The 15,180-nt window shown below is 75.9% G+C and carries 16 protein-coding genes; 7 read left to right on the top strand and 9 right to left on the bottom strand.

All coding sequences use genetic code 11. The features are described from left to right. Positions 1-122: 122 nt before the first annotated feature. The 3 genes from AB0L34_RS18865 to AB0L34_RS18875 are packed head-to-tail and all read right to left on the bottom strand — an operon-like array spanning position 123 to position 3,213. A complete protein-coding gene (locus AB0L34_RS18865; protein ID WP_350704392.1) occupies positions 123-473 on the bottom strand; it encodes a DUF3140 domain-containing protein in 351 nt (116 codons plus the stop codon). Next, positions 473-643 (bottom strand): hypothetical protein, encoded by a 171-nt coding sequence (locus tag AB0L34_RS18870; RefSeq protein ID WP_350704394.1) that lies wholly within the window; start codon positions 641-643, stop codon positions 473-475. The genes AB0L34_RS18865 and AB0L34_RS18870 overlap by 1 nt, the downstream gene beginning before the upstream one ends. A 14-nt stretch (positions 644-657) precedes the next feature. Further along, the gene (locus AB0L34_RS18875; RefSeq protein ID WP_363705656.1) at positions 658-3,213 is read right to left on the bottom strand and encodes an ATP-dependent Clp protease ATP-binding subunit; all 2,556 of its coding nucleotides are present in this window, start codon (positions 3,211-3,213) and stop codon (positions 658-660) included. A gap of 199 nt (positions 3,214-3,412) precedes the next feature. Here AB0L34_RS18875 and AB0L34_RS18880 point away from each other — a divergent pair, with 199 nt between their 5' ends. The 5 genes from AB0L34_RS18880 (at position 3,413) to AB0L34_RS18900 (ending at position 8,795) form a co-directional block, all read left to right on the top strand. Beyond that, entirely contained in the window at positions 3,413-3,817 is a 405-nt protein-coding gene (locus AB0L34_RS18880; protein ID WP_363705657.1) for a hypothetical protein, read from the top strand. Positions 3,818-3,941: 124 nt separating this feature from the next. Next, entirely contained in the window at positions 3,942-4,202 is a 261-nt protein-coding gene (locus tag AB0L34_RS18885; RefSeq protein ID WP_089000636.1) for a hypothetical protein, read from the top strand. 9 nt (positions 4,203-4,211) lie between these two features. Continuing rightward, entirely contained in the window at positions 4,212-5,477 is a 1,266-nt protein-coding gene (locus AB0L34_RS18890) for a hypothetical protein (RefSeq protein WP_363705658.1), read from the top strand. Then, entirely contained in the window at positions 5,470-8,133 is a 2,664-nt protein-coding gene (locus AB0L34_RS18895) for an FtsK/SpoIIIE domain-containing protein (protein ID WP_363705659.1), read from the top strand. The genes AB0L34_RS18890 and AB0L34_RS18895 overlap by 8 nt, the downstream gene beginning before the upstream one ends. Then, complete coding sequence (locus tag AB0L34_RS18900; protein WP_363705660.1) at positions 8,130-8,795, top strand: hypothetical protein; 666 nt, start codon at positions 8,130-8,132, stop codon at positions 8,793-8,795. Before AB0L34_RS18895 ends, AB0L34_RS18900 begins: the two co-directional genes overlap by 4 nt. Before the next feature lie 54 nt (positions 8,796-8,849). On the opposite strand, the gene AB0L34_RS18905 is transcribed toward AB0L34_RS18900, so the two are convergent. After that, positions 8,850-10,118 (bottom strand): cupin domain-containing protein, encoded by a 1,269-nt coding sequence (locus AB0L34_RS18905; protein WP_363705661.1) that lies wholly within the window; start codon positions 10,116-10,118, stop codon positions 8,850-8,852. A gap of 9 nt (positions 10,119-10,127) precedes the next feature. Then, positions 10,128-10,454 (bottom strand): hypothetical protein, encoded by a 327-nt coding sequence (locus AB0L34_RS18910; protein ID WP_363705662.1) that lies wholly within the window; start codon positions 10,452-10,454, stop codon positions 10,128-10,130. A gap of 257 nt (positions 10,455-10,711) precedes the next feature. Between AB0L34_RS18910 and AB0L34_RS18915 the strand changes: the two genes are divergently transcribed. Both AB0L34_RS18915 and AB0L34_RS18920 read left to right on the top strand, forming a co-directional pair. Further along, complete coding sequence (locus AB0L34_RS18915; protein WP_363705663.1) at positions 10,712-11,458, top strand: PIG-L deacetylase family protein; 747 nt, start codon at positions 10,712-10,714, stop codon at positions 11,456-11,458. 10 nt (positions 11,459-11,468) lie between these two features. After that, positions 11,469-12,269 (top strand): DUF72 domain-containing protein, encoded by an 801-nt coding sequence (locus AB0L34_RS18920; protein WP_363705664.1) that lies wholly within the window; start codon positions 11,469-11,471, stop codon positions 12,267-12,269. A 54-nt stretch (positions 12,270-12,323) separates the two neighbouring features. On the opposite strand, the gene AB0L34_RS18925 is transcribed toward AB0L34_RS18920, so the two are convergent. The 4 genes from AB0L34_RS18925 to AB0L34_RS18940 all read right to left on the bottom strand — a co-directional run bounded on the left by AB0L34_RS18925 (position 12,324) and on the right by AB0L34_RS18940 (position 15,171). Then, positions 12,324-12,752, bottom strand: coding sequence for a DUF2267 domain-containing protein (locus AB0L34_RS18925; RefSeq protein WP_350704411.1), 429 nt, complete (start codon positions 12,750-12,752; stop codon positions 12,324-12,326). A 303-nt stretch (positions 12,753-13,055) separates the two neighbouring features. Beyond that, complete coding sequence (locus AB0L34_RS18930; protein WP_363705665.1) at positions 13,056-13,928, bottom strand: DUF72 domain-containing protein; 873 nt, start codon at positions 13,926-13,928, stop codon at positions 13,056-13,058. Between the two features lie 44 nt (positions 13,929-13,972). Continuing rightward, positions 13,973-14,371 (bottom strand): TraR/DksA C4-type zinc finger protein, encoded by a 399-nt coding sequence (locus AB0L34_RS18935; protein ID WP_350704414.1) that lies wholly within the window; start codon positions 14,369-14,371, stop codon positions 13,973-13,975. 161 nt (positions 14,372-14,532) lie between these two features. After that, positions 14,533-15,171 (bottom strand): uridine kinase, encoded by a 639-nt coding sequence (locus AB0L34_RS18940; protein WP_350704416.1) that lies wholly within the window; start codon positions 15,169-15,171, stop codon positions 14,533-14,535. Positions 15,172-15,180 lie beyond the last annotated feature (9 nt).

Consider the following 15,180-nt stretch of genomic DNA (forward strand, 5'->3'; position numbering starts at 1 on the left):
GGCCGGGCGCGGGGGCCCCTCCCGGGGGGCCGGCGTGTGCGCGTCCGGGGCGGCCCACGGGGGGCGGGGGGCGCGGGGGTGGGTTCCCGGGGCCGCCCCCGGCCCGTGTCGACGGGGACGGTTCAGCGTTCGACGAGGACGTCGTGGCCCAGGTCGAGCAGCGAGTGCCGCCACTCGTCGTCGGCGTTGCCGCGGTCCGGCTTGGCCTCCAGCAGGTTCTCGATCTCGTCGATCGCGTCCTGCATCACCTTGATGTCCTCCGGGGTGAGGTCGACCTTGCGCTTGGTGAGCACCTTGAGGATCTCCCGGCCCAGCGCGGGCAGGTCGAGGTCCGGGTTCGGCCCGAACGCCTCCTCCCCGGAGCCGCGGGTGAGCAGCCACTGCCGCAGCTTCTCCGACGGGACGTTCACCTGGGCGTGGAAGTCGTCCCAGAGCACCTCCACCTCGGGATCGAGCCGCTGCTCGCGTACCATCAGCCCTCCTCTCGACGGTGACGGTCGGACGCCACCGGCTCCGGCTCGTCGCCCTGCTGCTGGCCCAGGCCCTCCGGCGGCACCTGCACCCGGGCGGGGTTCGCCGTCGGCGGCGCCAGGATCGGATCGGTGCGGTCGGTCTCTTCCTGGGTCTCCTCGGGTTCGGTCATGTCCGCCCTCCGGGTCATCGGGGATGGGACGTGCTGGCCGCGGTGTATCCGCGCTCGCCGGCGGTCACGTCGAAGGCGAGTCGGCCGTCGCGGGCGTCGACGACGACCTTCTGGCCGGGCGAGATGGCCGATTCCAGCAGCATCCGGGAGAGGTGGTTGTCCACCTCCCGCTGGATGACCCGGCGCAGCGGCCGCGCGCCGAACTCCGGCTGGTAGCCGTGCTCGGCGAGCCAGTCGATGCCGGCGGTGGTGAAGTCGACCCCGATGTCCTGGGCGTGCAGTCGGCGGCGGGTCTCCTCCAGCATCAGCTCGGTGATCTGGCGCAGCTGCTCGGCCTCCAGCCGGCGGAAGATGATCACCTCGTCGATGCGGTTGAGGAACTCCGGCCGGAAGTTCTCCTGGAGCCGGCGCATCAGCCGCTCGCGCAGCTCCTCGCGCTCGGCGTCGGTGCCCGGCGCGCCGGTGCCGAACCCGACCGCGCGCTGGGTGCCGGTGATCAGCTCCGAGCCGAGGTTGCTCGTCATGATCAGCACGGTGTTCTTGAAGTTGACCGTACGTCCCTGGCTGTCGGTGAGCCGGCCGTCGTCGAGCACCTGGAGCAGGATGTTGAACACGTCCGGGTGGGCCTTCTCGATCTCGTCGAGCAGCACCACCGCGTACGGGCGGCGGCGCACCGCCTCGGTGAGCTGGCCGGCCTCCTCGTAGCCGACGTACCCGGGTGGGGCGCCGACGAGGCGGCTCACCGTGTGCCGCTCCTGGAACTCGCTCATGTCCACCCGGACCATCCGGTCGGACTCGCCGAAGAGCGCCTCCGCGAGGGCCCGGGCCAGTTCCGTCTTGCCGACGCCGGTCGGCCCGAGGAACAGGAAGCTGCCCATCGGCCGTTCCGGGTCGGCCAGCCCCGTCCGCGAGCGGCGGACCGCCTCGGCGACCGCGGTGACCGCGTCGTCCTGGCCGACCACCTTCTCGTGCAAATAGCCCTCCAGGCGCAGCAGCCGGTCGCGTTCCTCCTCGGTGAGCTGGCTGGCCGGGATGCCGGTGGCCCGGGAGACCACCTCGGCGATCTCCTGCGGCCCCACCGCCGGCACCTGCGAGGTGGTGCCCTCGTCGCCCCGGGCGCGGCGGATCTGCTCCTCCAGCTCGGCGAGCCGGTCGCGCAGGGTGGACGCCTTCTCGTACTGCTCGTCGGCGACGGCCTGCTCCTTGTCCCGGCGTACGTCGTCGAGCTGTGTCTCCAGCTCGCGCACGTCGGAGGCCGGGGTGCGGGTGCGCAGCCGGACCCGGGCGCCGGCCTGGTCGATCAGGTCGATCGCCTTGTCCGGCAGGTACCGGTCGGTGATGTACCGGTCGGACAGCTCGGCCGCGGCGACCAGCGCCTCGTCGGTGAACCGCACCTGGTGGTGCGCCTCGTAGCGGTCCCGCAGGCCGCGCAGGATCGCCACGGTGTCCTCCACGCTGGGCTCCGGCACGAACACCGGCTGGAACCGGCGGGCCAGCGCGGCGTCCTTCTCGATGCTCTTGCGGTACTCGTCCAGGGTGGTCGCGCCGATCACCCGCAGCTCGCCCCGGGCCAGCGCGGGCTTGAGCATGTTGGAGGCGTCCATGCCGCCCTCGCTGCCCGCCCCACCCGCGCCGACCAGGGTGTGGATCTCGTCCAGGAAGACGATCAGCTCCTCGCGGTGCGCGCGGATCTCGTCGATCACCTTCTTCAGCCGCTCCTCGAAGTCGCCCCGGTAGCGGGTGCCGGCGACCAGGCCGGCGAGGTCGAGCTGGACGACCCGCTTGCCGAGCAGCGTCTGCGGCACGTCGCCGTCGCAGATCCGCTCGGCGAGGCCCTCCACGATCGCGGTCTTGCCGACGCCCGCCTCGCCGATCAGCACCGGGTTGTTCTTCGTACGCCGGGACAGGATCTCGACGGCCTGCTCGATCTCGTCGGCCCGGCCGATCACCGGGTCGATCTGGTCGTTGCGGGCCAGGTCGGTGAGGTCCTGGCCGTACTGGTCCAGGGTGGGGGTGCCACGGTCCGGCTTCGGACCGGCCATCGGCCCCCGCTCGGCGCTGGCCGCCTGCAGGGACTCGGGCTGGATCCGGCCGGCGGCGAGCATCCGGCCCGCGGGCGACTCCGGGTTCAGCGGCAGCGCCATCAGGATGTGCTCGGGGCCGATGTAGTTCGCGCCCATCGCCCGGGACAACTGGTGGGCGTCGAGCAGCGCCCGCTTCGCCGCCGGCGTCAGCGACAGGTTCGGCGGCACCTCGCCCCGGGGCGCGCCGTCGCCGCGCCCGCCGAGCGCGTTGAGCAGGGTGTCCGGGTCGGCGCCGGCGCGGCGGACCAGGTCGCGCAGCGGCTCGCGTTGCAGCGCCGCCCACAGCAGGTGGTCGGTGTCCAGGTCGGTGCTCTGCCGCTGGGCGGCCCGCCGGGCCGCGTCGGCCAGCATCTCCCGGGCGTCGGCGGTCATCAGCCGGGTGATGTCGACCCGGTGCGCGGGTCGGCGCCCACCCTCGCCCCGGCCGAAGTACCGGGCCAGGAACTCGTCCCACGGGTCGGAGCCGAAGTCACCGGGTCCCATCATGTCTTCCTCCGCTGCTCGGGCGCGGCACGGTCGCCAGGGGCTACCCGGCGGCCGGCCCGACAAACGCCGCCGCCGGCCGAGGCAACCCGCGTACGCCCGGCACGCCGCCGCCGGCGGGGCGTACGCGGAGGGAAGGGCCCCGGTCCGCACACCTGCCGCCGGCGACGTGGCGACGGGGGCGGAGTGGCAGGCTGGCGGCATGGAGCCGACGCCGCTGCTGATCGTGGACGCCGCCAACGTGGTGGGTTCCCGCCCGGACGGCTGGTGGCGGGACCGCGCGGGCGCCACCGCCCGGCTGCGCGACTCGCTGGTCCGGGTGGCCGACGACGGGCTGCCCCCGGAGCTGCCGGCCCCGGTGGAGGTGGTGCTGGTGGTGGAGGGCCGGGCGCGGAACGTGCCGAGCGCGGCCGGGGTCCGCGTGGTCGCCGCGGCGGGGTCCGGGGACGACGCCGCGGTCGAGCTGGTCGCCGGCGCGCCGGAGCGCCGGCGGCTGGTCGTCACCGCAGACCGTGAGCTGCGGGAACGGGTCGCGGCACTGGGCGCCGAAGTGTACGGCCCGCGCTGGTTGCGGGACCGGACCGAGCCCTCCGACCAGTCCCGTTAACCGGACTCGCGGCGCTTCCGGTCGACAACCGGTCAGCGGGGCAGGAACACTGACAGGGCGGATGTTCTCCCGCCGCAACCGATAGGCTCTAATGGAGGCCTCCCCGCCCCCAGGAGGTTTCGCCGTGGCGAGCGTCGCCGAGCTCAAGGCAGCCATCGATGTTGCGCTCCAACAGATCGGCGACGGCCAGAGTGCCGTGCAGGCGGCCGGCGAGAAGCTGGCCGAGGCGCAGCAGACACTGGCCGGCGCGCTGGAGGGCAGCGGCCACGAGACGGTCGAGGCGGCCCAGTCCTCGCTGACCCAGGCCAGCCAGGAGCTGGAGGAGTGCCTCGCCGCGACACTCGTCGCGGTCGAGCAGGCGCAGCTCTACGTCGCGACGCTCTGAGGCCGGGTCGTGTCCATCGTCGAGGACGTCGGCGCGCAGGTCCGCGCCGCCGCCGAGGACCTGCCGCTCGCCCAGCTCGCCCTGGCGTTGGAGAAGTTCGGGCTGGCCGCCGAGCGGCTGCGCTGGGTGCGCCAGGAGTCGGCCGACCCGATGGGTGTGCCGGAGTTGTCCGCCGCCACCGAGCACGCCGAGACCGCCGGCTACGCGCTGCGCGTCGCGCAGGAGCAGTTGTCGGCGTACCTGGCGGCGATCGGGCTGGGCCCCGACGGCGCGCCGGCGCCCGGGCCGGAGCGGCAGCGACGCCGGCCGGCACACGACGCGCCGCGCGAGGCGGCCCCGGTCGCCCCGGCGCCCGAGCCGCCCGGCGAGGTGAAGCTGCGCCGCTGGTGGTCGGTGCGGGTGGCCGAGCTGACCGGCGGCCGCGAGGGGCCGCCGGACGAGCCCGACGAGCGGGTCGGTGACGCCCGGGAGCTGTTGCGCCGGGTGGTGGGCGGGGTCCGGGCCGGCGACCGGGACCGGCTGCACCGCGAGCTGCGCCGCGCGCACGCCGACGTCGGCCTCGGCCTGGCCGCGCTGGCGCCGCCGCTGCTGCGCGACCTGGCCGGGGAGCTGCTGGGGCACCCGCCGCGCGCCGACGACCTGGGGCGACTGCACCGTGAGCTGGACGGCCGGGTCCGGGACCTGCTGCCCGGGCTGCCCGCGCCGGTGCTGGACACCCTCCTGGCCCGGGTCTGCCGGATGCCGCCGCCGCGACGCGGCGAGGCGGAGCAGCCGCACGCGGCCGACCCCGCGGTCACCGCCGGGGTGCTGGCCGGCGTGCTGCTGGCCCGGCTCGGCCGGGACCTGCCGGCCGAGGACGAGCGGGACCGGCAGGCCGAGGCCGCCCGGGAGCGGCGGGCCGCCGCCGAGCGGGACCGCCGGGCCGACGCCGCGCGCGACCGGGCCGCCGACGCCGAGTGGGAGCGGCGCGCCGCCGACGCGCGGGACCGGGTGGCCGACGCCCGGACGCGGGCCGCTGCGGCGTCCGACCGGGCGGCCTCGGCGCAGGAGCAAACCGCTGCGGTACGGGACCGGGCCGCCGCCTGGCGGAACGGACCGGCGGGCGGCGGCCGGGGGGCCCCTGGCGACCCGCCGGCACCGGGCGCAGCGGGGACACCCGGCGGGCCGGCGGCCGGCCGGGGCGCGGCGGGCGCCGGTCGCGCCTGGTCGAGCCCGCCGACGGGTCGGCCCGCCGGCGGGGCCGGGCAGCCGCGGTCGCGGGGCGTCGATGGCTGACCGGCGGGCGCAGCTGGTCACCCGGGTCCGGGGCATGCTCGGTGAGGCCCTCGGCGCGACCCGGACCCGGCTGTCGACGGCGCAGGCCGAGCTGACCACGGCCCGGGAGCGGCTGGCGAAGGTGCGGCGGGCCGCGGCGGTCGTGCCGGAGCGGGTGGGCGCGCAGCGGGACCGCCGGCTGGCCGACATCGACGACCGGCACGCGGCGCGGATCGCCGAGCTGGCCCGGCGCGCGGCGGACGCCGCGCGCCGGGAGGCCCCGGGCGCCGCGTCCGCCGACTGGGCGCGGTGGCGCCCCACCGCGGCGCGGCGGGCGGAGCCGCCCGGCGCGTTGCGGATCGGCACGGTCCGCATCCCGGGCGCGGAACCGGTGCCGGCGCTGGTGCCGCTGCTGGACGCCGGCCACGTGGAGCTGACCGGGGACGACCGGGACGGCGGCGAGGCGGTGGTGTCGGCGCTGCTGCTGCGCGCCGTCGGCCGGGCCGACCCGGGCGCCGTCCGGCTGATCGGCTACGACCCGGAGCACCTGGGCGGTGGCCTGGCCGGCTTCGCCCCGCTCGGCACCGCCGGGTTGCTCACCTTCGTCGGTCCGGGCGGGCTGGCCCGCCTGCTCGACGACCTGGTGGAGCAGATCCGCCGGATCAACGAGACGGTGCTGGCCGGGGAGCACGGCTCGCTGCGCGAGCTGGCCGCCGCGACCGGCCGCCGGCCGGAGCCGTGGCGGGTGGCGGTGCTGCTCGGCGGGGACGAGTTGTCCCGGCACGAGCGCGGCCAGCTGGACCGGGTGGTGCGTACCGGGGCGGCCTGCGGGGTGCACCTGGTGGTCCGGGGCGTGTCGCTGCCCGACGACCCCACGGTGACCCGGGTGACGGTCGACCCCGACGGCGCACGGATCGGCGGGCTGCCGGTCAGGTTGGACCCGCCGCCGCCCGCGGCCCTGGTCACCGAGACCTGCCGGGACGTGGCGGCGCGGGTGAACGCCGGCCCCGCCCCGACCCCGTTCACCGACCTGCTCCCGCCCCCGGAGCAGATGTGGCGGGAGGATTCGGCGACCGGGCTGACCGCCCCGATCGGCGAGGGGCCGCACGGCCGGCCGGTCCTGCTCACCCTGGGCGACTACCCGCCGCACGCGCTGATCGGCGGCCCGTCCGGCACCGGCAAGACGAACCTGATCTTCGCCTGGATCGGCGCGTTGGCGGCCCGCTACTCTCCCGCCGAATTGGAGTTCTACCTGCTGGACTTCAAGGAGGGGGTCTCCTTCGCCCGGTTCGCCCAGGGCCGGCGCGACCCGAGCTGGCTGCCGCACATGCGGCTCGTCGGGATCAACGTCAACACCGACCGGGAGTTCGGCCTGGCGCTGCTGCGTTTCCTCGCCGAGGAGCTGCGCCGGCGGGCCGACGCCGCGAAGAAGCACGAGGTCACCAAGCTCGCCGAGCTGCGGGCGGTCGACCCGACGGGGCACTGGCCGCGGATCGTCGCGGTGGTCGACGAGTTCCAGATGCTGCTGGCCGGGCGCGACGTCGTCGCCCGGGAGGCCGCCGACCTGCTGGAGGACCTGGCCCGGCGCGGCCGGTCCCAGGGCATCCACCTGGTGCTCGCCTCGCAGGACGTGCGCGGCATCGAGGCGCTCTGGGGGCGGCCGGCCCTGGTCGCCCAGTTCACGCTGCGCATCGCGCTGCCCAAGGCGCTGCGGATCCTCGCCGAACGCAACGACGCCGCCCAGTCGCTGCCCCGTCACCACGCGGTCGTCAACGCCGAGTCGGGCATGGCCGAGGGCAACCAGGTGGCCCGTATCCCGTCGGCCAGCGACTGGGAGACGTGGAGCGAGTTGCAGCACCGGCTGTGGCGCATGCGCCCGCAGGACGCCGCCCCGGCCCGGCTCTTCGACGGCGACGCGATCCCCCGGCTCGCCGACGCGCCGGACTTCCGGGCGCTCACCGCGCCGGAGGCCGGCCATCCGCGGACGCCGGTCGCGCTGCTCGGCGAGATCATCGACGTGCAGGCCCGTTCGGCGGCGCTGCGGCTGCCCCGGGCCCCCGGGCGCAACCTGGCGGTGCTCGGCACGCGGGTGGACGAGGCGTGCGCGGTGCTCGACGCGGCGGCCCGCTCGCTGGCCCGGCAGCACCGCCCCGGTACGGCCCGCTTCTCCATCGCCTGCCTCGACCCGGACGCCGACCCGGCCGCCCGTTCCCTCTACGAGGACCTCGCCGACGACGCCGCCTGGTACGACGAGGAGACCGTCGGGGAGCTGATGGCCGAGACCGCCGAGGGGCTCGGCGCCCCGGGCATCCCGCACTATCTGCTGCTGTTCGCGGTCGACGCGGCGGCCGGGGCGCTGGCGGCGCGGCTCGGCCGGCGTACCGGGCTGGAGGAGCTGCGCCGGATCCTGCACGACGGGCCGGAACGGCGTACGCACGTGCTGGCCTGGTGGCGGGGTGTCGCCCGGATGCGCGCCGACCTGGGCGGGCCGGCGGCGCGGACGGACCAGATCGGCGCCTGGGTGGCGCTGGACGCGCACGGCGGCGAACTGGGCTCGTCGCTCTATCCGGGCACCGGCGGCCCGGACTGGTATCCCCGCCCCTGGCGTGGGCTCTTCTTCGACCGGGCGGTGCACCGCACCGGTCAGGTGATCATCCCCTACGGACCGGCCCGATGAACGAACCGGCGACCAGTGAGACGTACGCGGCGCAGCTGCGGCGGCTGGCCGAGCTGACAGCGCGGGTGCGCGACCAGCGGACCGAGGCGCACACCTGGTACGCGCAGCAGTGTGCCGCCGCCGAACGGGCGGTCGCCGAGGCCGAGGCCGAGGTCGCGCGCGCCGAGCGGGAGCTGGTGGCGGCGCGGGAGCTGCAGGAGCGGGTGGACGCCGAGGTCGCCCACCTGTGGCAGCAGCTGCGCGGCCGGCTCGGCGGGGGCGGCCGTCGGGCGGGCGGGCCTCCGGCCCCGGCGCCGGGCGCCACGGCGGACCCGGTGACGCTGCTGGACGGCGTACGCGACCTGCTGAACCGCACCCGCCAGCCCGGTGACCTGCCGGGCTCGGTGAACCCGCTGCTGGCGCTCTGCGGCGTGGCCGGCGCCGTGGTCGCGTACGCCCTCGGCGGCGCGGCCCGAGCGGCGGGCGACCGGTACGGCGGCGAGCTCGCGGTCGGGCTGCCCGTGCTGGCCCTGGTGGTGACCCTGCTGGGCCCGCTGGTCGGCCTGGTGCCGGCGAAGGTCCTGGCCGACCGCCGGCACGCGGTGCTCGGCCCCCGCCCGGTCGCCGTGGTCCTCGGTGCCGGCCTGCTCACCACGGTCCTGCTGCTGACCCTCGCCCGCTGACCCCGCGCCTGTGGCGTGGGCGTCAGCGGGCACGCCGGGTGCCGGTCCCGCGCGTCAGGCGGGGACGACGACGGCCTCCCGGAGCAGGCGGCGGGCCAGGGTGACCCGGTCGGCGTCGTCGTCGAGGCCCGGCAGGTCGCCGACCCGGGTGGCCGCGCCGGTGAGCAGGGCGCGCACCGCCGGCGCGCACGACGCGGGCAGGGTGATGGTGCGGTCGAACAGGCGCAGCGCCACCCGGTCGCCCTGCGGGGCGAGCTGCCAGCGCAGGCCGGGGCGCGGGGCGAGCCGGGTGTCGGGGTTCAGCGCCGTCAGCGCGGCTGCCTGGGCCAGGGGCCGGATCGGCGCCGGCCGGGCGGCCGGCCAGGCGCGCCGGCGCAGCCGGGCGGCCACCGCCGCCGGGTCGGCCCGCAGCAGCCAGTCCCGCAGCGCCTCGACGGTCTCGGTCAGCTCCGGCTCGATCGCGTCCGGGTCGGCCACGTCGGTGCCGAACGGCAGCGTGGCGCGTAGCCGCTGGTCCTCGGCCGCCAGGGCGAGCAGCTCCTCGACCAGGGCATACCGGGTCAGTGCCCGGACGCCGACGGTCAGGTGCAGCGAGCTGGACTCCTGCGCCTGCGCGCTGTGCAGCCAGCCGCGGGGAAGATAGAGCGCGTCGCCGGGGCCGAGCACCACGTCGAGCGCGGGCGGCCCGTCGGCGGTGGCGGCGACCTCGTCGGCCCGCCCGCCCCAGGTCTGCTTCTCCAGCGGGTCGGGCAGCACGGGCGGGTGGATCCGCCAGTGCTTGCGGCCGTCGACCTGGAGGACGAAGACGTCGTGGGTGTCGTAGTGGGTGGCGAAGCCCTGGTTGCCGGCGGGGGTCAGGTAGGCGTTGACCTGCAACGGCTGCCCGACCGCGACGCCGAGGTCGCGGGCGAAGTCGATCAGGGCCGGCCAGGTGCGGTGCAGGCCCTGCAGCACCAGGGTGGCGCCGTCGGCGTACAGCTCCAGGACCCGCTCGTCGAGGACCTGGTCGCCGATCTCGGCCCCGGCACCGCCGCCGCCGGTGAAGCGCGCCGCCGGGACGAGTTGGCCGTCCTTGGCGATGCGCAGGAACGGGGTACGCAGGCCGCGCCGGCTGAGCAGCTCGTCGGCGTCGGCGGGGCTGAGCAGGTCGGCGAAGCCGGCGGGGTTGGGCAGTTCGTCGGCGCGGGACAGCAGCGGCGTGCGTCCCCAGTGGGCGGCGGCGAACTTCGCCGGCTCGACCGACACGCAACGGGTCAGCGCGGTCGTGGGTGCGGACGGAACCGCCGGGCGGCCGTGGCCGCCCGGCGGGACGATGTGGGTCACGGCGATCCGTCAGGAGGCGCTGCCGTCGGCGCCGCCGTCCTGCTGGCCGGGGGTGGCACCGCCGTCGGCCGGGCCCTCCGCCCCGCCGTCGGCGCCGCCGTCCTGCTGGCCGGGGGTGGCACCACCGTCGGCCGGGCCCTCCGCACCCCGGTCCGCGCCCTTGTCGGCGCCCCGGTCCGCGCCCTTGTCGGCACCCCGGTCGGCGCCCTTGTCGGCACCGCGGTCGGCACTGCCGTCGGCACCGCCGTCCTGCTGGCCGGGGGTCGCGCCGCCGTCGGCCGGGCCCTCGAGGCCACCGCCGCCGGTGGTCTGCATGTCGTCGTCGTTGAGTGCCATCGGTGCTCCCTCGGATGTGCCGCCCCGCCGTGCGCCGGGGTCCGTCGTGCAGCGGGTGGTACCCCACGCCCGATCTTCTCTAACCACACCGTAGACGTCCTTTTCGGCTCACACCGGCGGTTCGCCGTGCCGGGGTGGGCGGTCAGTCCGGCGGTACGGCCGGACGGCTGAGGCAGGCGTCCACCCCGCGCGGGCGGTGCCGGGCGGCGGGCCGGCACCGGCGGTGTCAGGATGGTCAGGCCGACGAGGAGGTGGCGATGACCGAGGGGCCGGGGCCGCTGGAGCCCGTGACCGAGCAGTGGCAGCGCGCGCTGGCGATCGTGGCGCACCCCGACGACCTGGAGTTCGGCGCCGCCGCCGCGGTCGCGCGCTGGACGGCGCAGGGCAAGCACGTCGTCTACTGCCTGGTCACCAGCGGCGAGGCGGGCATCGACGGGATGCCGCCGACGCGGGCCCGCCAGGTGCGCGAGCAGGAGCAGCGGGCGTCCGCCGCGCTGGTCGGGGTGGACACGGTGGAGTTCCTCGGGCTGCCCGACGGCATCCTGGAGTACGGCGTGCCGCTGCGCCGCGAACTGGCCGCGGTGGTGCGCCGGCATCGCCCCGAGATCGTCATCACCAACAACTTCCGCGACACCTGGGACGGGGCGTATGCGCTGAACCAGGCCGACCACATCGCCACCGGTCGGGCGGTGCTGGACGCCGTCCGCGACGCCGGCAACCGCTGGATCTTCCCCGAGCAGCTCGCCGACGGCGTCGAGCCGTGGGGCGGGGTGCGCCAGGTGTGGGCGGCCTCCTCCCCGCTCGCCGCCCACGGGGTGGACGTCACCGACACCTTCGACCGGGGAGTCGCCTCGCTGCGGGCGCACGACGCGTACCTGGCCGGGCTGGGCGACGGCAGCTTCGACGCCGAGGAGTTCCTCGAGGGGCTGGGCCGGCCCGCCGGCGCCCGGCTCGGCGCCCGCTACGGCACCGCCTTCGAGGTCTTCCACTTCGACCTCTGGTAGGGCTGCCGGGATGATTCTGCTCGGCACCTCGGGGTGGCAGTACCGCGACTGGCGGGGCCGCCTCTACCCGGCCGGGCTGCCGCAGCGCCGCTGGCTGGAGCACTTCGCCGCCCGGTTCGCCACGGTCGAGGTGAACAACGCCTTCTACCGGCTGCCGGAGCGGGACACCTTCGCCGCGTGGCGGGCCCGTACGCCGGACGACTTCTGCGTGGCGGTGAAGATGAGCCGCTACCTCACCCACGTCAAGCGGCTGCGTGACCCGGCCGAGCCGGTGTCCCGGTTCCTGGCTCGGGCCACCGCGCTCGGCGACCGGCTCGGCCCGGTGCTGCTGCAACTCCCACCGAACCTGCCCGCCGAACCTGCGGCGTTGGACGCCACGCTGCGGCTCTTTCCCGCCGACGTGCGGGTCGCGGTGGAGCCGCGCCACCCGTCGTGGTGGACCGACGCCACCCGGGCCGTGCTGGAGCGGCGGCGGGCGGCGCTGGTGTGGGCCGACCGGCTCGGCCGGCCCGTCGCGCCCCGCTGGCGCACCACCGACTTCGGCTACCTGCGCCTGCACGAGGGGCGGGCTCGGCCCTGGCCCCGGTACGGCCGCACCTCGCTGGCCTCCTGGGTGCGGCGGCTGGCCGACGGGTTCGGCGACGACGAGCCGACGTACGTCTACTTCAACAACGACCCCGGCGGCGCCGCCGTCGTGGACGCCGTCGCCTTCGCCGCGCTGGCCGCTCGGGCCGGCCGGCGGGTCAGTCGCGTCCCGACCGCGGCGGATGCCGTCGGCCGGCCCGAGCGGCCGGGCTCGGCCGGGGCCTGAGCACGCGAGCGCCCGCCCCACGCCGGGTGGAGCGAGCCCTCGTCGACGCGCAGGTCAGGGAATCATCCGGGCCATGTCCTTGGGCATGGTGTCCTTCACGTCCTGCCACTCGCCCTGGGTCACGTGCCGGCGCAGGGTGTCCAGCACCACCTGCACCACCCGCTCCGGGCCGCCCTCGACGTCGTACGGAAAACGCTGCCGGACCTCCAGCAGGAAGTCGTCCCGGTTCAGCTTGACCGGCACGTCCATCGGCTTCCAGCCGTCGAAGTAGATCCCCCGCACCACCACCGGCAACTGCGCGGCGAACTCCACGCTCTCCTGCACCGGCATCCGGTCGCGCAAGAGGTGCAGCACCGTGCGCATCGCGCAGTAGGACTGGTTGCGGTGCTCCTTCGGCCAGCCGTATGCCTGCTCGATGTCCCTCAACATCTCGTTGGTCTTCTGCATCGAGGACTCGATTGCCGACTGCAACTGCTCAGCCATCTCTCCACCCCCGTACGTCGGTCTCCCACCGTCGGTCGTCGTCACGTCGCGGCGGCCCCACCGGGCCGCGCGGCTGCCGGGTCGGCCTGACCCGGTCGGCGCGCGGCACCCACCGGGCGTCGCCGGACGACCCGACGACGTGCAGCACGGCGCCGCGTCGTCGATCCGGTACCACCCGAACCGTCATCTCCAGCCACCTCCGTGGTGTCGGTTCCGCGGTCGCCGTCGACCGCACGCACCGTCCATGCTGCGCGGCGGCTGGGTGAGCGGGCCTCACCCGGACGGGATGAGAACAGGCGCGGCTCAGCCGGCGTCGAGCAGCCCGGCGAGGGTGGCGGCGTTGGTCTGCGCGTAGTCCCGGTAGCAGTTGTTGAGGAGAACGTGGGTCTGCTCGGTGTTCTCGGCCAGCTCGCGCAGCTTCGGCGCCCAGTCGCGCAACTCCCGGTCGGAGTAGCGGTAGCCGAACTTCTCGTGGATGTCCTTGCTGGTCCACTTGTCGCTGTGCCCGTGGAAGCGGACCACCGCCAGGTCCGCGGTGGCGGCCAGCACCGGCGGCACCGACGAGCGGTGCCCCTGCGGCATGTCCACGCAGACGTACGCCAGCCGGTGCTGGCGCAGGAAGGCGAGCGTCTCGTCGGCGTTGTCGCCGTCGAACCAGGAGGCGTGCCGGAACTCGTAGACCGGGCGCAGCGGCGCGCAGCGCTTCGCCACCTCCAGGAGGTACTGCTTGTTGTCCCGGCGGATGGTGAACCAGGGCGGGAACTGGAACAGCAGCGCGCCGAGCCGGCCCGCCTCGACCAGCGGGTCCAGCGCGCTGAGGAACCGCGTCCAGACCTCCTCGTACGCCTGCGGCGGCAGGTCGTCCGGGTAGAGGTTCTTCTTCTCCGTGTCGGGCCGGAGATCCTTGTAGAGGGCGTTGACCCGGGTCGGGTGCCCGGTGAGCATGCTGAACGCCTTGACGTTGAAGGTGAAGCCGGTCGGGGTGCGCTCGGCCCACAGCCGCGCCGTCCGCTCGGCGGGCGGCGAGTAGTAGGTCGCGTCCACCTCGACGAGCGGGAACTGCCGGGCGTAGTACGCCAGCCGCTTCTCCGGGGTGTCGGCGGTCTGCGGGTACCAGCCGGAGTCCAGCAGCGTGCGGTCGGTCCAGGAGGCGGTGCCCACCTTGATCTCACCCATGGGTGGAGTCCACCGCGTCCCGGACCGACCGGCAACCGCTCGCGTCAGGCCGCCCGGCGCTCCCGGTTCTGCTTGCACTGCACGCAGGTGGTGGCGGAGGGGAAGATCTCCAGCCGCTCGACCGGGATGGCCGCGGAGCAGCCCTCGCAGAAGCCGTAGGTGCCCTCCTCCAGCCTGGTGAGGGCGTGCTCGTACTGGGCGCGGCGGTCGAGGATGGTCCGCAGCAGGGACTGCGCGGTGTCCCGTTCGGCCGTCTTGGTGCCGCTGTCGGCCTGGTCGTCGCCGGCGGTGTCGCCGACCTCCACCAGCCGCAGCACCTGGCTCTGCAGCACCGCCTGCTCGTACTCCGCGGACAGCTCGTCGTAGCGGGCCTGCAGGGAGCGCCGGATCTGGTCGATCTCCGCCTGGGATCGGCCCGTACCGACCTTGTCGTGGACGAGCATCGCTGCCTGCCTTTCTGGGCCTCAAAGTCCGTCGGGGCGCCGGTGCGTGCGCCCGGGCCGTGGTCGTCTGCGCGCGGGTGGATCACCCGTGCTCTGTGAGCCGGCCGAATACCCCGGCCCGCCGACGATCAAACCGGCCACTTTTCCGGACGTCGCGGCGCTCAGGAGGACACCGCGGACTCCACCAGCGCCGGGTGTCGGGGGTCGTCGGCGCGCACCACGACGTCGGCGAACGAGGCCGGGGCCACCTCGTCGGCGTACCGGGCGAAGGCCGGCAGCGTCCACCGCAGCGCCGGGTCGGTGCGCCGGGCCAGGGCCGCCGGGGAGAGCGCCAGGTGGACCGTGACGTCGAAGGGCAGGCCCCCGCCGAGCAGCAGCGCCCCGCTGACCAGCAGGACGCCCCCGGGTGGCAGGTCGACGTACGCGGCGCGGCTGGCCCGGTCGGCGCGGGCGTCCCAGAGCGAGGGCAGCACCCGCCCGGAGCCGTCCGGCCCGGCCGGGTCGAGCACCTCCCGGCGCAGCCCCGCCTCGTCGACCCACCCCTCGTAGTACGCGTCCGGGTTGGTCCGGCCGTGCTCCAGGCGGACGGAGGCGGGGCGGAGGAAGTCGTCGGCGCGCACGTGCAGCACGGGCCGGCCGAGCGCGCGCAGCGGGTCGACCAGCGCGGCGGCCAGCGCGTCCGGGCCGGCGGCGGGCGGGCCGTCGACGCCCACGCGCAGCCGCCCGGCGCTCGCGGTGCCGGCGAGCCGCTCGGTCAGCTCGGTGACCAGCCGGTCCGGGGTGATGGGACGGATCCGCATCCGACCATC

Source organism: Micromonospora sp. NPDC052213 (genome assembly GCF_040679695.1).
GTDB lineage: Bacteria > Actinomycetota > Actinomycetes > Mycobacteriales > Micromonosporaceae > Micromonospora.